The following is a 15,609-nucleotide window of genomic DNA, read 5'->3' on the forward strand; positions in this document are numbered from 1 at the left end:
GATGGCCGGCAACCGGTTCCGGTACGGGCAGTGGCGCGGCGGCCCCGATCCGCTCGCACCGCCGTACGACGTGCAGGGCGCGGTGGACCAGGTCGGCGCGGAGGTGCTGGCCGGCGGTAGCCTCCGCGACGCGCTGCGGGATCTGCTGCGCCGGGGTCCGCAGGGGCGTGGCGGGCTGGACGGGTTGACCGCCCGCGCCCGCCGGCTGCGTCGCGAGGCGCTGCGCCGGGGTGAGCTGGACGGTGCGGTGACCCGGGCGCGGGCGCTGCTCGACCAGGCGTTGGCCGCCGAGCGCGACGAGTTGGCCCGGCGCGACGACGAGGCGGCCCGGTTCGCCGAGACGATGCTGGGGAGCCTGCCCCGCTCGACCGCACAGGCGGTGCGGGATCTGTCCGACTACCGGTGGGCCAGCGACGAGGCCCGGCAGACCTACCAGCGGATCCTCGACGGGCTGCGCGACGACGTACTCGGCCAGCGCTTCGCCGGGCTGCGCGACTCCGCGCGGCTGGCCGGTGACCCGGCGGTGCAGGAGCAGGTCGCCGAGATGGTGCGGGACCTCAACGCCCTGCTGGCCCGGCACGCCCGCGCCGAGGACACCACCGACGCGTTCGCCGAGTTCATGCGCCGGCACGGCGCCTTCTTCCCGGAACGCCCGCGCGACGTGGACGAGCTGATCGACATCCTGGCGCGACGGTCGGCGGCCGGGCAGCGGCTGATGAACTCGCTGTCGCAGCGCCAGCGGGAGGAACTCGCCGGACTGATGCGCGAGTCCCTCGGCGACCGGCTGGCCGGCGAGTTGGCCGCGCTTGAGGGAAACCTGCGGGCGCTGCGGCCCGACCTGCGCTGGGGGCGGGGCGAACGGATGCAGGGCGGCCAGCCGCTGGGCTACGGCGAGGCGACCGGGGCGCTCGACGAGATCGCCGAACTGGACGATCTGCTCGACCAGTTGGGTCAGGCGCACCCCGGGGCGACCCTTGACGACATCGACGTCGAGGCGGTGGCCCGGACGCTGGGCCGCGACGCAGCCGACGACGTACGCCGGCTGCGGGAGCTGGAGCGGGAGCTGCGCCGGCAGGGTTGGGTGACCCGCGATGCCGACGGTCTGACCCTGAGCCCGAAGGCGCTGCGTCGCCTCGGCGGCACCGCGCTGCGGCAGGTCTTCGCCGAGCTGACCGCCGGCCCGAGGGGCCAGCACGACCTGCGCTCGGCCGGGGCGGCCGGCGAGGTGACCGGGGCGTCGCGGCCCTGGGAGTACGGCGACGAACAACCGCTGGACGTGGTGCGGACCCTGACCCGGGCGGTCCGCCGGGCCGGCCCCGGGGTGCCGGTGCAACTTGCCGTCGAGGACTTCGAGGTCGTCGAGACCGAGCGGCGGGCGTCGGCGGCGGTGGCGCTCTGCGTCGACCTGTCGTACTCGATGATCTCGCAGGGCCGGTGGGGGCCGATGAAGCAGACCGGGCTGGCCCTGGCGCACCTGATGGCGACCCGGTTTCCGCAGGACGCCTTGCAGATCATCGGGTTCGGCCGGCGGGCGGAGACGCTCACCCAGCAGGAACTGGCCGCCGTCGAGCCGGACATGATGCAGGGGACCAACCTGCAGCACGCGTTGCGGCTGGCCGGCCGGCACCTGCGGCGTCATCCGGACGCCGAGCCGGTGGTGCTGGTGGTCACCGACGGGGAACCGACCGCCCATCTGGACCCGGACGACGGTGAGGCGCTGTTCGCGTGGCCGTCGTCGCCGGAGACGATCGAGGCGACGGTCCGGGAGGTGGACCGGCTCGGCCGCTACGGGGCCACGTTGAACCTCTTCATGCTTGGCGACGATCCCGGGCTGCGCCGGTTCGTCGACGCGGTGGCCCGCCGCAGCGGCGGCCGGGTGTTCACCCCGGACGCCGACGACCTCGGCGAGTACGTGGTAAGCGACTACCTGCGGGCCCGCCGGGGCCGCCGCTAGTCCGCGTTTGACGAGGCTCGCCCGGACCACCGTCTGAGTCCGGCGTAGCCGGGCACGGCCTCATGAAACGCGGACTAAGCTCGGCCGGGTGGAGGTCGACGGGCTGCGGCGGGCGTACGACGCGGTGCTGGCCGAGGTCGACGCGGGCGGGTTCGGGCCGCCCCCGCCCGAGCGGTACAGCGCCGAGCAGGTCGTGGCGCACCTGATCGCCAGCGACGAGTTGATGCGCGAGGCCACTGAGGCGGTGCTGGCCGGCTCGCCGTACGCCTTCTACGACCTGGACGAGGTCCACCGGCCGGAACTGGACGAACTGGTTGCCGAGTGCGGCGACCTCGACGGGCTCGCCGCCCGGCTGCGTGCCACCAGCGAGCGGCTGGTCGCGTTGGTGGCCCGGCTCGGTGCGGCGGCGGACACTCCGGTCGAGACGCACCTACGTGAGGGGTTCGACCTCGTCGTCGACGAGCCGCTGCCGTGGGCCCGCACGATCGACCTGCACGCCCGCGTGCACCTGCCCCGACACCTGAACGAGCTGCGCGCCCTGCGCTACTGAAGCGCCCAGCGCTGGGCCGGGTTGCCGTCGCAGGGGGCCTGGACGATGTCGGTGCCGGCGTCGGCGCCGCCGTCGCGGGCCTGGGCGCACTTGCCGCTGTGCACGGCCACCAGCACGCGCGCGCCGTCGTCGACCGAGCGCAGTCGCCACTGCTGGTTGGCCTCGCCGTGGCAGCCGAACTGCTGCAACCGGGCGCCGTCGTCGCCGCTGCCGCCCTCGACGTCGAGGCACTGGTTGTGGGCGGCGTTGGTGAGCGTCACCGTGTCCGGGCCGAAGGCGTTGACCACCCACTGCTGCTCCGGCCCGCCGCTGCACTCGGTCAGCTTGGCGACCGCCTTCTCACCGTCACCGTCGAGGCCGAGGCAGAGACCCGAGCCAACCCCACGGAGCACCCTCGGCCCGACGATCGCGTCCGGATCCTGGCTGGGGCTCGGTGTGGGGGAGGGTTCGGACCTCGTCGGGCTGGGTTCCGGCTCGCTCTCGGTCGGGCTGGGCCGCACCGTGCTCGGGCTGGGGCCGGCCACCGTCGGTGCCGGCGCCGGCTCGCCGCCGCCGAGCACGCCGACGGCGAACAGGACCCCCAGCAGTACGCCGACCAGCCCCAAACCGAGTGCCGTGACGAGCAGTGGATCGCGGGGTGGTCCGGCTCGGCGGGTGCCGTAGACGCTGCCCGACCCATCGGTGTGCGACATGCCGGCATCCTGTCCCACCGCCCGGGCCACCGGCCAGCCACCCCCGTCGCCCAGCCCCAGCCGAGCGAGAAACACCTCCGATGGACATCCCGCCAGGCGGGCGCGTGGCGCGTAAAGTGATCCCATGCACGCCGTGCGTGATCATGACCTGGCGGTGGCCCAGCTGCGACGGTCGTACGCGGCGGTGCCACCCGGCCAGCCGGTGCGGTTGGCCAAGCGCACCTCCAACCTGTTCCGTCCGCGCAGCGCCCCCGCCTCCGGCCTGGACGTCAGCGGGCTCGGCGGGGTGCTTGGCGTCGACCCGGTCGCCCGCACCGCCGACGTGCAGGGCATGTGCACCTACGAACGGCTGGTCGCCGCGACCCTGCCGCACGGCCTGATGCCGTTTGTGGTGCCGCAGTTGCGCACCATCACCCTGGGTGGGGCGGTGACCGGGCTGGGCATTGAGTCGACCTCGTTCCGTAACGGCCTGCCGCACGAGTCGGTGACCGAACTGGACGTGCTCACCGGTGCCGGTGAGGTGGTCACCGCCCGGCCCGACGGTCCACACGCCGACCTGTACGCGGCCTTCCCCAACTCGCTCGGCAGCCTCGGGTACGCCACCCGGCTGCGGATCGAGCTGCAACCGGTCCGTCGCTACGTGGCCCTGCGCAACCTGCGGTTCACCAACCTGACCGCGTTGACCGAGGCGATCGGCGAGATCACCGCGACCCGCCGCTGGGCCGGCGAGAGTGTCGACGCGATGGACGGGGTGATGTTCGACCCCGGCGAGGCGTACCTGGTGCTCGGCGGCTTCACCGACGACGTGCCGGGCGTCTCCGACTACACCGGCCAGGAGATCTACTACCGCTCGCTGCGCCAGCGCCCGCACGACGCGCTGACCGCCCACGACTACCTGTGGCGCTGGGACACCGACTGGTTCTGGTGTTCGGCGGCGTTCGGCGCGCAGCATCCGGTGGTGCGGCGGTTGTGGCCGGCACGGTGGCGGCGCAGCGACGTCTACCACCGCATCGTCCGACTGGAGCACCGGCACCGGGTCGCGGCCCGGATCGACAGGTGGCGCGGCCAGCCGGCCCGGGAGCGGGTCGTGCAGGACGTGGAGATCCCACTGGAGCGCACCGCCGAGTTCCTGCACTGGTTCGCCGGGAACGTCGGGATGACGCCGGTGTGGTTGTGCCCGCTTCGGCTGCGCGAGCCGGGCGGCCCGGGATCGGCCCGGTCCTGGCCGCTGTATCCGCTCCGGCCGGGGCAGGACTACGTCAACATCGGGTTCTGGGGGAGCGTGCCGATCGCCGAGGGCGCCGCCGACGGCGACGTCAACCGGGAGATCGAGCGCGCGGTGTCGGAGGCGGGCGGGCACAAGTCGCTCTACTCCGACGCGTACTACGACCGGGATTCGTTCGACCGGCTCTACGGCGGCGGGACCTGGGCCGCCGTGCGGGACCGGTACGACCCGGAGCATCGGCTGACCGGACTGTACGAGAAGGCAGTAGCACGAGCTTGAGCGAGCGAAGCGGAGTTCCGGCATGAGTCTCACCGACCGAAGCCAGGGAGCGGCAGGCGCTCCCGCCACGCCGCCCCCTGGGGGCCGGCGGCGTGGTTCGACCGTGGCGGACATCGTCCGGGCGGTGACCTCGGGCCCCCTGCCGGTGCGCGTCACCGGGTACGACGGCAGTTCCATCGGCCCGGCCGACGCCGGGATCACCCTGTCGATCCGCTCCGAGCGGGGGTTGTCCTACCTGCTCACCGCGCCGGGCGACCTGGGCATGGCGCGTGCCTACGTCAGCGGTGACCTCGCCATCGAGGGAGTGCACCCGGGTGACCCGTACGAGGCGTTGCGGGTGCTCGGCGGGGTGCGGATGCGGGCACCGGCGCTGGCCGACGGGTTGGCTCTGGTGCGCGAGCTGGGCTGGGAGCGGCTGCTGCCGCCGCCGGCTCCGCCGCAGGAGGCCCGGCCCCGCTGGAAGCGGATCGTGGCTGGCCTGCGGCACTCGCGGATCCGCGACAGCAGCGCCATCTCGCACCACTACGACGTGTCGAACGCCTTCTACGAGCGGGTGCTCGGCCCGTCGATGACGTACACCTGCGCGGTGTACCGCAGCCCGGACGACACCCTGGAGCAGGCGCAGGCGAACAAGTACGACCTGGTCGCCGGCAAGCTCGCGCTGCGGCCGGGGATGCGGCTGCTGGACGTGGGCTGCGGCTGGGGCGGCATGGTCCGGCACGCGGCCCGCGAGTACGGCGTCAAGGCGCTCGGAGTGACGCTGTCGCGGGCGCAGGCGCAGTGGGCGCAGGCGGCGATCGAGCGGGAGGGGCTGACCGGGCTGGCGCAGGTGCGGCACCTGGACTACCGCGACGCACCGCGCGAACAGTTCGACGCGGTCTCCTCGATCGGCCTGACCGAGCACATCGGAGTCCGCAACTATCCGGCCTACTTCGGGTTCCTGCGGAACCGGCTGCGGCCGGGGGCAAGGCTGCTGAACCACTGCATCACCCGGGCGGACAACCGGGCACCGCACCGGTCCGGTGCGTTCATCGACCGGTACGTCTTCCCGGACGGCGAGCTGGCCGGCCCGGGACGGGTGATCGGTGAGATCCACGATGCCGGGCTGGAGGTGCACCACGAGGAGAACCTGCGCCAGCACTACGCGCTGACCCTCGCCGCCTGGTGCCGCAACCTGGTGGAGCACTGGGACTTCTGCGTCGCCGAGGTGGGTGCGGGCACGGCCCGGGTGTGGGGTCTCTACATGGCCGGCTCCCGGCTGGCGTTCGAGCGCAACGGCATCCAACTGCATCAGGTGGTGGCGACGCGCAACGGCCCGGACGCGGTGAACGGCTACCCGCTGCGCCCGGACTGGCTGCCCTGACCCGGTCACCGCGCGACTGAGGCGAGGCCGCGCCGGAAGCTGCCGGCGCGGCCTTTCTCGTCGCTATTGACAAGGAAGTTTTTTACGTACAAACTGATTTTGTCATGAGAGACGTCCTGTACCTGGAGCAGATCGAGCAGGCCGAGGTGCTGCTGAAACCGCAGCGCGTCGAGATCCTGCGGCAGCTGGCCGAGCCACGCACCTGCACCGAGGTGGCCGCCCGGCTGGAGCAGACGCCGCAGCGCGTCTACTACCACGTCAAGCAACTCGTCGCGGCCGGGCTTGTCGAGCAGGTCGACAAGCGCAAGGTCCGCGGCATCACCGAGGGCATCTACCAGGCGGTCGCCCGGTCGTACTGGCTCTCACCCCGCCTGGTCGGCCGGATCGGGCTGCGTCGCGCCCGCGACGAGCTGAGCCTGGGCTACCTGCTGGACCTGATGGAGGAGGTCCAGGCCGACGTCGCCGCCCTGGACCGCACCGCACCGGAGCTGCCGTCGATCGGCGTCTCCGGCGAGATCCGGGTGCCGGCCGAACGCCGGCAGGAGTTCCTGCACGACCTGCAGTCCGCGCTGCAGGAGTTGTTCACCCGCTACGGCGGCGCCGAGGGAGACGCCTTCAAGCTCGCCGTGGCCTGCTACCCGAAGGGGACCGACCGTGACTGAACCGATGACCCTCGCCGCCCGCCTCGCCGCGCCGATCGCGCGGGTGCGCCAGGCCCTGACCGACCCCGCCGAGCTGCGCGTCTGGCTGGCCGAGCACGCCGAGGTCGAGCTGCCCGAGCGGTACGAGTTCTGGGGCCGCCACACGCCCGAGGGCGACGCTCCACATCAGCGGGTGCTGCACGCCGACGACGACCGGCTGCGCTTCGCCTGGCTGCTCGACGGGGTGGAGACCACCACCGAGATCACGCTGAGCGCGCAGGGACCGGACGCCACCGTGCTCCGGCTGTCGCAGACCCACTTCGACTTCAACGACGTGCTCAACGGCACCAGCATCCGGGGCGTCCTGCAGACCTACTGGGCGCTCTCGGTCGCCAACCTGGAGTCCCACCTGGCCGGCCAGCCGTTGCTGCCGAAGGTGGACTTCACCGGCACCGACTTCCGTGGCGAGCTGGTCATCGCCGCGCCGGCCGACAAGGTGTGGGAATCGCTTACCGACTCCGAGCAGGCCAGCGCCTGGTTCGGTTATCCGATCGGGATCGAACCCTGGGTCGGCGGCCGGTACGCCATGGGCGGCTTCGACAGCGGCTTCGCCGCCAAGGTGGTCGACCTGGAGCCCGGCCGGAAGATGTCCGTCGACTGGGGGGTGCCCGGCGTCACCAGCTGGGAGCTGACCGAGTCGGCGGGGAAGACGAGGCTGACCTTCGTGCAGAGCGGCTTCGACGAGCAGAACCCGCCGTACGCCGCCTGGGCCGGGTCGGTATCCGGGCTGGCCGAGCTGCGCCGCTTCCACGAGGTGCCCGACTGGCAGCCGATCTGGCTGCCCGAGGAGACAGGCGTGGCGACGGGGTAGTGGCGGCGGGCGACGATAGTCGCGCCGGGATTCGCCGGCACGACTATCGTGGCCTGTCGTGACCGACACCGAGCAGCGACTGGCCGCGATCCGGGGTGACGCACCGCCGAAGCGGCACAACGCCCGTACGATCGCCGCGTTGACCGGCAACCCGGGCTGCACCCGGCGGGCCGTGCTGGACGGTGCGGGGGTGGACAAACCGGCACTGGCCGAGCGGGTCGGCTTTCCGGCCCGGTTCGGGCAGTCCCGGTTCGCCATCACCCGGGGCAACACCTTCGAGGCACAGGTGAAGGCCGACGGCGGTGCCGAACTACTGCGACTGGTCGCGGCGCGGCTCGGCGTACCGGTGCCGGCGGCGACCCGCTGGACGGATCTCGGCGACGGCGACGACCCGGCGACCCGGGCCCGCCGCTCGGCGACCCTGCTCACCGAGGCGCTGCCGCCCAGCGGATACCACCCCGACGAGCCGACCGGTGCCGGGGAACCGGGCGAGCCGGCGGCGCTGTTCGACCATCCGATGCTCGGCCTGGCGGTGGCCGGGCAGCGGGTACACCTGGAGCCGGACCTGGTGGCCGCCCGGCTGGGCGGCCGGTTCCACGTGGTCGAGATCAAGTCGTTTCCGGTGGTCGACGGCCAGGCCGACCCGGCGAAACTGGCCGCTGCGGCGGTGCAGTCCGCCGTCTACGTGCTGGCCCTGCGGGAGCTGCTCACCGACCGGGGCCACGACCCGCGGCTGGTGTCGCACGAGGTGGTGCTGGTCTGCCCCCGGGACTTCAGCAACGAGCCGGTCGCGCACCTGCTCGACGTCCGCCGGCACCTGCTTGTGGTACGCCGGCAACTGGACCGGATGGACCGGCTCGACACGCTGCTGGCCGACGTACCGGCCGACTTCACTGCCGATCCCGCCGCCGATCCGGCGACCCTGGTCGGTTCGCTGGCCCGGGTGCCGGCCCGGTACGCCCCCGACTGCCTGGCCAGTTGCGAGCTGGCGTACTTCTGCCGGCACGAGGCGCGTGGACAGACCGGCGCGCTCGGTCGCCCGGTCCGCGAGGCGCTCGGCGGCATCGCCGACGTGGCCGAGGTGCTGGCGCTCGCCGGTGGGGAAACCGTCACCGACCCCGACCGGGCGGAAGCCGCCGCGCTGCTGCGGACCGCGGCCCGCCTGCGCGCCGACGCCCTCGCCACCGGATGAGCGAGCGCATCGGGCACGGCGTCGTGGTGTCTCAGGTCGGAGGGTCGACATGAGCGCCTTGCGGGCGCTGGCCGCGGCGCAGGCGGTGGCCACCGGGGTGGCCGAGCCGGTGGCCACCGTCCGGCATCTGCACCTGTCGAGGCGCCCGCTGGTGCTGGTGCCGTTGGCGATGGCGGGGGAGGCCAATGCGCCGCTCGCCGCGATGATCGGCTCGGCACCCGGCGACGGGCGGCTGCTGATCGTGCCGCAGCCGCGTAACCGGGACCAACGATTCAAGTTCGCCGCCGAGCTGGCCGCGCTCGTACTGCCCTACGTGGACGCACACCGCACGGCGAACGAGGCGGTCGCCGTGGACCGGGGGCGGGACGTCCGGTACCGCTACCTCGACGCACCGCAGCTGCTGGTGCCGAATCCGGCGGGGGTGACGTTCCTGCGGTTGCTCGGTCGGTCCACCCGGTTCCGTCGGGTCGACGGCGATCATCCGGTGCCGCCGCAGGTGCCACTGCTGGGTCGGTGGCTGACCTTCTTCGCCGAACGGGCCGAGCATCCCGGCTCGTCGGCGCTGGTGGCGATGACCCAGGCGTTGACGCTGCACTGGGCGACCGGGCAGAGCGCGGTGGAGGATCTGCACCTGCCGGCGCTGCTGGGCTGGATCGCCCCGCCGGCCGGGTTGTCCGGAGCGGAGGCGGCCGCCCGCGCCGAGGATCCGTCGAGCTGCCCGCCGGCCGGCCCGGCCACCGATCCCGAGTTCGACAACCGGCTGCTGGCGCCGGCCATCGAGGCGTACGCCGCTGCCGACGACGAGGCGGCGCGCGTCGAGGCGTACGCGGAGCTGGAGCGGCTGCTGCGGGACCAGCTGGTGCCCACCTGGGAGCTGATGTGGCGCGGCCTGGGGTTGCTGCGCGCCCTGCCGCCCGGCGCCCGGGTAGCCGGGCGGTGGGACGGCGACCGCGACGCCTTCACCGCCCACGCCGACCATCTCGACGCCGACGGTGCGCCCCAGCCACGCCGGGACGGCGCGGTGGCCGCCGCCGCCCGGCTGCACCGCCTGGAGCGGGCCGCCGCGACCTACGCGGTGCAGCGTGCCTACGACGATCCGCTGGTGATGGCGGAGTACCGGCTGACCGGGGAGGCGTTCGTCGGTGAGGTGTTGCTGGCCGATCCGACCCGGGTCGACGACAGTGGCCGCCGGCCGGTGCTGCGCCCGCGCATCCAGCTGATGACCACCGATCCGGTGCAGCTGCCGGTCGGCGCGACCCTGACCAGCCCGTCCCGTCCCGGGCAGAAAGCGCGGCTGGTGTTCGTCACCCCGACGGCCGACGGCAAGACCGAGGTGGTGCTGGAGCTGTCCGGCGGAATGGGGCGCGGCCTGACGGCCAACCCGGGCAGCGTGCCGGAGGTGGGGCAGCGACTCTGCTACACCACGCTCAGCGACGCCTACGTCCCGGGCGCCGCGTTCCCCATCGCGGATGAGACCCCGTGGACCCACGGTGGTCCACCCGCATCCGGAGCGGCGGCGCCCGACGAAGAATGGGGGTGAGCGCAAGCGCCGGCCGCCGCCAGGACCGCCGACGGTAACTGTCCCCGGCAGGGACACCATCACCTACGGACGCTTTGCTCTGCTTACCTATACGCACAGGTTGCGCTGAGTGACTGGGTCGTACGCCGCGCCATCCCGATAGTGCCTGTTCAACGTGGGGTTGCGTATAGGTAAGCAGAGCAAAGGTGGAAGGCGGCATTGTCGGTGGCGGGCCGGGTGGTCACGTTCAGTGATTTGCCGTCATGGTCACGCGGAGTCATGACCGTGCTGCGGCGGGTTGTGGTCGGCGGGTGGAGCGGGAGGCCCGTCCCGGAGGGCGCCGTCAGGTTGGGCACTTGCGTACTGGTGGATCTGGCGGGGTGGCGGCGGGCGTGGCTAGGCTTTCGTGGTTTGCCAGGGCCGGACCTCACTGTCGAGGGTGTACGCACGAAAGAGAGCCGGAGCGATCGCTGTGTCGCGGAAGGACGTCGAGCGGGCCGCCGCGCGCTCGCCCGGAACGGACCGGGTCGGCCGTGTGGGGCTGGTCGGCGCCGGTGTCGTCGTCGCGGTCGAGGCGCTCTGGCTGATACTCGGGCTGCCCGCCGGTGCGTTGGTGAGCGATCTGGGCGCGCTCACCGTGGCGGGCTGGGCCGCGATCGCCTGCGTCGCGGCGTCCCGCCGGCATCCGACGGTACGCCGGTTCTGGCTGCTGCTGTCCGCCACCATGGCGTTGTCGCTGGCCGGACGGGCACTGTGGACATCTCAGCGGCTACTCGGGGAGAGCCTGCCGCACACCCTGCCCATCGGGTTGCTCTTCGCGGCCAGCCTGCTGACCGGCACCGCCGCGTTGTTCTGCTCGGTCACCGCGCCGCGCACCAGGGTGGGGCGGGCCCGGACCCTGCTCGACGGGGTGATCGTCGGGCTGGCGCTGATTCCGATCGGCTGGCTGCTGATCTTCCGCAACGTCAGCCTGGCCGACCTGGACGAGCCGCTGCGCACGGCCGGCCTGCTGTACCCGATGTTCGACCTGATGCAACTGACCATTCTGGTCGCGGTGGTCGGCCCGAGTCGGCCGGTGTGGCGGCCGATGGCGCTGCTCGGCGCGAGCCTGACGGTCCGGGCGGTGGCCGACACGGTCTACGTGTCGCTGGTGGCCGCCGGCACCTACCAGGCCGGCACCCCGATCGACGTGCTCTGGCCGCTGAGCTACCTGCTGATCGTGGCGGCGACCCGGATGCCCCCACCCCGGGACCACGGCGCCACCGAAGAGACCGGGGAGGCGCCGTTGCCGCCGTGGTGGCGGGTGGTGCTGCCCTACCTGCCGGTGGGCGGGGCGATCGTGGCGACCATGCTGGCCCGCGACGCCGGCGGCCACACCCCGATGCCGATCTTCCTGGCGATGATGGCGCTGTTGGCCACGCTCGCGCTGCGGCAGGGGCTGGCGGCCAACGAGAACCTGCGTTTGGTGCTGCAGCTACGCAAGCTCGCCTACGTCGACCAGCTCACCGGGCTGCCGAACCGACTGGCGTTCATCCGGCGGCTGCGTGGCGCGCTGCGCGGCACCAACCGGGTCGCCGTGCTGTTGTTGGACCTTGACGGGTTCAAGCAGGTGAACGATCGGTTCGGGCACACCACCGGCGACACGTTGCTGTCCGGTCTGTCCCGCCGGATGCGCCGGGCGGTCGGCGACGACGGCCTGATCGCCCGGATCGGTGGTGACGAGTTCGCGGTGCTGGTCACCGACGGGCGGCCGTTGGCGCCGGAGCGGCTGGCCGAGCGGCTGCTGAGGGCACTGCAACCGTCTCCCGGCGAGGAACTGGTCGGGGTGCACCCGTCGGCAAGCATCGGCATCGCCGAGTACGGGCCGCAGCACATCTCCCACACGGATCTGCTGCGCGACGCCGACATCGCCATGTACGCGGCGAAGGCGGCCGGCAAGTCCGCGTACCGGCGGTGCACGCAGGGGCTGCGGGAGTCGGCGGTGAGCCGGGCCGAGCTGATCGCCGACCTGCGACGGGCCGTCGACGAGGAGCAGCTGCACCTGGAGTTTCAACCGATCGTGGACCTGGCCACCGGGGCGGTACGCAGCGCGGAGGCGCTGGTGCGGTGGCGTCACCCCCGGCTGGGCGTGCTCAGCCCGGCCCGCTTCCTGCCGCTGGCCGAGGAGACCGGGCTGATCCTGCCGATCGACAGGTGGGTCATCCACGAGGCGTGCCGGGCGGCGGCCACCTGGCAGGAACGGGTTCCGTCCGCGACGGTGGCGGTGAACATCGCCGCGTCGCACCTGCGCCGGCCCGACCTGATCGCCACGGTCACCGAGGCCACCGCGGGTGCCGGGCTGGCCCCCCGGGCGCTGACCCTGGAGCTGACCGAGTCGGCGCTGATCGAGGGGAGCGACGCGGTGCTGGATCGGCTGGGGCAACTGCGCGAGCTGGGTATCCGGATCGCCATCGACGACTTCGGCACCGGGTACTCGTCGCTGAGTTACCTGCACCGGATCCCGGCGACCGAGTTGAAGATCGACCGGTCGTTCGTGGCCCGGATTCCCGAGGACACCCGGGCGTACGCGACGGTGGAGATGGTGACCCGGCTGGCCGGCGCGTTCGACCTGGGCGTGGTGGCCGAGGGGGTGGAGACCGAACGGCAGCACGAGGCGGTGGCCGCGATCGGCTGCGCGCAGGGACAGGGCTACCGCTACGGTCGCCCGGCCAGCCTGGCGGAGCTGCGTACCGTCCTGGTCGACTGCGACCCGCCAGGCGTGTCCGGCGTCGCAGAATCGGGCTTGACCCTTACGTAACGGCAGGCGGGACCGTGGTACCCGGAAAGGGGGGAACCATGGCTCACACGGTTGGTCAGGTGGCCAAGCTCGCCGGCGTGACGGTCCGGACGCTGCACCACTACGACGAGATCGGCCTGCTGACGCCGAGCGGGCGGAGCGGCTCGGGATACCGGCGCTACTCCGAGGCGGACCTGGAGCGGTTGCAGCTGATCCGGTACTACCGCGAGCTGGGGTTCCCGTTGGACGAGATCGCCGTGATCCTCGACGACCCGGCGAGCGGCCCGGGAGCGCACCTGCGCCGCCAGCACGAGTTGCTGACGGTGCGGATCAAGCGCCTTCAGGAGATGGTCGCGGCGATCGAATTCGCGATGGAGGCGAGCAAGATGAACATCCAACTCACCCCGCAGGAGCGGTTCGAGGTCTTCGGCGACTTCGACCCGGACGCGCACGCCGAGGAGGCGGAGCAGCGGTGGGGCGGCACCGAGGCGTACCGGGAGTCGAACCGGCGGACGTCGAGCTACCGCAAGGAGGACTGGCAACGGTTCAAGGCGGAGACCGAGGACTGGGGGCGGCGGATCGTGGCGCTGCTGGCCTCGGGTGCACCGGCCGACGGGCCGGCGGCCATGGAGTTGGCCGAGGAACACCGGCAGCAGATCAGCCGGTGGTTCTACGAGTGCACGTACGAGATCCACACCGGGCTGGCCGATCTTTATCTGGCCGACGAGCGCTTCACCGCGCACTACGAGGCGAAGGCTCCCGGGCTGACGGAGTATCTGGCCGAGGCGATCCACGCCAACGCGATCAGCCGCGCCTGATCAGCCGCGCCGCCTGATCAGGCGTGCGGACGAGGGCGGATCGGGAGAGTATGACTGGCGTCCGCTCTCCCGATCTTCGGAGGTTGCCTTGCTGATCGTTGCCGGCACGCTACAGGTCGAGCCCGCCGGGCGGGACGACTACCTGGCCACCTGCGCCGAGATCGTCCGTCAGGCCCGGGAGGCACCCGGTTGCCTCGACTTCGCCATCAGCGCGGACCTGATCGAGCCGGGGCGGATCAACGTCTACGAGCGGTGGGAGTCCGAGGAGCAGCTGCTGGATTTCCGTGGCTCCGGCCCGGAGCCGGAGCAGCGGGTGGCGATCGTCGAGGCCGAGGTGCAGAAGTTCCTGATCAGCACCGTCGAGTCACCCTGAGGTCCGTACCAACGGGCCGGTTTACGGTGCCACGGAACCACCATCTCGTCCGTATTGCTCCACCGATCGGGTAATTCGACCACTTCTGGCCGTGTCCAGGGTGGTGCCCGCAGCCGTTAACACTGTGACACCCCATTTGGTGGCCTGCGGTTGGTGGCATGCGCGGCGGAGGAGTCGGCGTGGCGAGGACTGATTCGACGGGTTCGACATGGCGGTACCGGTGGGCGCGCCGGCAGAACGAGCGTCGACTGCGGCTGTTCCGCAGCGCCGAGGGCGGCTGGCGGCGACGCGACGACGAACTGCGCCGCCTGCGTACGCTGGCCGAGCAGTGCCAGGGCTCGACCACGGCCGGCGACGGCCTGCCGCTCGAACTTGCCCCCGACGAGGTCGTACTCCGGGTGGTGCCGGCCGCCCAACTTGTGGAGATGCGGCACAACGCGGTGCTGCCCGCCCCCGATCTGACCGTGGGCGCGCCTACCGGTCGACTGCGTCGGCGGCTGCCCGACGGGGTACGGATCACCGACGCCGGCATGGCGGTGATCACCAACCGGCGGCTGGTGCTGCTCGGCGGGCGGGGCCGGCGCGACTGGGCGTACGGCCGGATGACCGGTCTGGCCCACGACCCGCACGCCTCGGTCACCCTGATCCAGGTGCTGGACCGGCGGCGGACCTCCGGCGTGCTGCTGCGCCCGGATGTGGCGGCCGAGTTCCGGTTCGTGCTGACCCTGGCCTTCGCCGATGCCATCGAGCAGCGCCACGCGGTCATCGACCAACTCGACGAGCTGATCGCCGAGCACGCCCGGCTGCGCCCGTCCCGCCCCGGCATCGCCACCCCCGGGCAGGCGCGACTGTCGACGCTGATCCCCGGCGGCCGACGGACGGCCGTGGTCGCCGCCGCGCTCGCCGTGATGGTGCCGGTGGCCCTGGCCAACTCCGGCCCGTCCGACCCGACAAGCACCGAAACCGCGGTGGCAGCCACCGGGGTGCCGGCTGCGACCGGCACCTCGACGACACCGCGCGCCACCGCCTCCGCGTCGGCACCGCGCGCCACCGCCACCGGCTCCGCGCCGGCTCCGCGCGACACCGGCTCCGCCAAGACCAGCCCGAAGCCCGAGCGGCGCTGCGGCGCCCCCAAGAACCCGATGGGGTACGACTTCTGCGGCGGGAAACGGGTCCGCGAACCCGCCCGCGAGGTGTGCGAGCACTTCGACTGCGTGCCCGGCTTCTGGGAGGGCCGCGGCTACCTGGTGCAGTGCGAGAACGGGAAGGTCAGCCTGGCCGGCGGCAGCCCCCGCGCCTGCGGCCTGCACGGCGGCGTCCGCCGCACCGTCACGACCTGACCACCCACCCACCCAC

At 72.6% G+C, this 15,609-nt stretch carries 13 protein-coding genes; 12 read left to right on the forward strand and 1 reads right to left on the reverse strand.

Features of this window, described 5'->3' with window-relative positions:
• The first annotated feature begins 1 nt into the window (after position 1).
• On the forward strand, positions 2-1,954 hold the full coding sequence (locus KBX00_RS17180) for a VWA domain-containing protein (RefSeq protein ID WP_210828173.1): 1,953 nt from the start codon (positions 2-4) through the stop codon (positions 1,952-1,954).
• Between the two features lie 88 nt (positions 1,955-2,042).
• A complete protein-coding gene (locus tag KBX00_RS17185; protein WP_210828176.1) occupies positions 2,043-2,504 on the forward strand; it encodes a DinB family protein in 462 nt (153 codons plus the stop codon).
• Here the strand turns inward: KBX00_RS17185 and KBX00_RS17190 are convergent.
• Entirely contained in the window at positions 2,498-3,196 is a 699-nt protein-coding gene (locus KBX00_RS17190; protein WP_210828177.1) for an RICIN domain-containing protein, read from the reverse strand. The two genes, KBX00_RS17185 and KBX00_RS17190, sit on opposite strands and share 7 nt — an antisense overlap.
• Before the next feature lie 124 nt (positions 3,197-3,320).
• Here KBX00_RS17190 and KBX00_RS17195 point away from each other — a divergent pair, with 124 nt between their 5' ends.
• The 10 genes from KBX00_RS17195 to KBX00_RS17240 all read left to right on the forward strand — a co-directional run bounded on the left by KBX00_RS17195 (position 3,321) and on the right by KBX00_RS17240 (position 15,593).
• Entirely contained in the window at positions 3,321-4,700 is a 1,380-nt protein-coding gene (locus KBX00_RS17195) for an FAD-binding oxidoreductase (RefSeq protein WP_210828178.1), read from the forward strand.
• Positions 4,701-4,722: 22 nt separating this feature from the next.
• Positions 4,723-6,063, forward strand: a complete 1,341-nt coding sequence (locus KBX00_RS17200; protein WP_210828179.1) for a class I SAM-dependent methyltransferase — start codon at positions 4,723-4,725, stop codon at positions 6,061-6,063.
• A gap of 104 nt (positions 6,064-6,167) precedes the next feature.
• Positions 6,168-6,725 carry a helix-turn-helix domain-containing protein gene (locus tag KBX00_RS17205; RefSeq protein WP_210828180.1) on the forward strand — a complete coding sequence of 186 codons (558 nt, stop codon included), beginning with the start codon at positions 6,168-6,170 and terminating at the stop codon, positions 6,723-6,725.
• Positions 6,718-7,575, forward strand: coding sequence for an SRPBCC domain-containing protein (locus KBX00_RS17210; RefSeq protein ID WP_210828181.1), 858 nt, complete (start codon positions 6,718-6,720; stop codon positions 7,573-7,575). Before KBX00_RS17205 ends, KBX00_RS17210 begins: the two co-directional genes overlap by 8 nt.
• Before the next feature lie 58 nt (positions 7,576-7,633).
• Complete coding sequence (locus tag KBX00_RS17215) at positions 7,634-8,767, forward strand: hypothetical protein (RefSeq protein WP_210828182.1); 1,134 nt, start codon at positions 7,634-7,636, stop codon at positions 8,765-8,767.
• A 49-nt stretch (positions 8,768-8,816) separates the two neighbouring features.
• Positions 8,817-10,307 carry a hypothetical protein gene (locus KBX00_RS17220; RefSeq protein ID WP_210828183.1) on the forward strand — a complete coding sequence of 497 codons (1,491 nt, stop codon included), beginning with the start codon at positions 8,817-8,819 and terminating at the stop codon, positions 10,305-10,307.
• Positions 10,308-10,758: 451 nt separating this feature from the next.
• Positions 10,759-13,083, forward strand: a complete 2,325-nt coding sequence (locus tag KBX00_RS17225) for a bifunctional diguanylate cyclase/phosphodiesterase (RefSeq protein ID WP_210828185.1) — start codon at positions 10,759-10,761, stop codon at positions 13,081-13,083.
• A gap of 38 nt (positions 13,084-13,121) precedes the next feature.
• Entirely contained in the window at positions 13,122-13,880 is a 759-nt protein-coding gene (locus KBX00_RS17230; protein ID WP_210828187.1) for a MerR family transcriptional regulator, read from the forward strand.
• Positions 13,881-13,968: 88 nt separating this feature from the next.
• Entirely contained in the window at positions 13,969-14,253 is a 285-nt protein-coding gene (locus KBX00_RS17235) for an antibiotic biosynthesis monooxygenase family protein (RefSeq protein ID WP_210828188.1), read from the forward strand.
• A gap of 179 nt (positions 14,254-14,432) precedes the next feature.
• Positions 14,433-15,593: a hypothetical protein gene (locus KBX00_RS17240; RefSeq protein WP_210828189.1), complete on the forward strand. Its 1,161-nt coding sequence runs from the start codon at positions 14,433-14,435 to the stop codon at positions 15,591-15,593.
• Positions 15,594-15,609 lie beyond the last annotated feature (16 nt).

The organism is Micromonospora sp. C95, assembly GCF_018070465.1.
GTDB lineage: Bacteria > Actinomycetota > Actinomycetes > Mycobacteriales > Micromonosporaceae > Micromonospora.

Coding starts and splice junctions, on each gene's coding strand:
- KBX00_RS17180 (WP_210828173.1), top strand. CDS start 2: ATGGCCGGCAACCGGTTCCGGTACGGGCAGTGGCGCGGCGGCCCCGAT.
- KBX00_RS17190 (WP_210828177.1), bottom strand. CDS start 3,196: ATGTCGCACACCGATGGGTCGGGCAGCGTCTACGGCACCCGCCGAGCC.
- KBX00_RS17195 (WP_210828178.1), top strand. CDS start 3,321: ATGCACGCCGTGCGTGATCATGACCTGGCGGTGGCCCAGCTGCGACGG.
- KBX00_RS17200 (WP_210828179.1), top strand. CDS start 4,723: ATGAGTCTCACCGACCGAAGCCAGGGAGCGGCAGGCGCTCCCGCCACG.
- KBX00_RS17205 (WP_210828180.1), top strand. CDS start 6,168: ATGAGAGACGTCCTGTACCTGGAGCAGATCGAGCAGGCCGAGGTGCTG.
- KBX00_RS17220 (WP_210828183.1), top strand. CDS start 8,817: ATGAGCGCCTTGCGGGCGCTGGCCGCGGCGCAGGCGGTGGCCACCGGG.
- KBX00_RS17230 (WP_210828187.1), top strand. CDS start 13,122: ATGGCTCACACGGTTGGTCAGGTGGCCAAGCTCGCCGGCGTGACGGTC.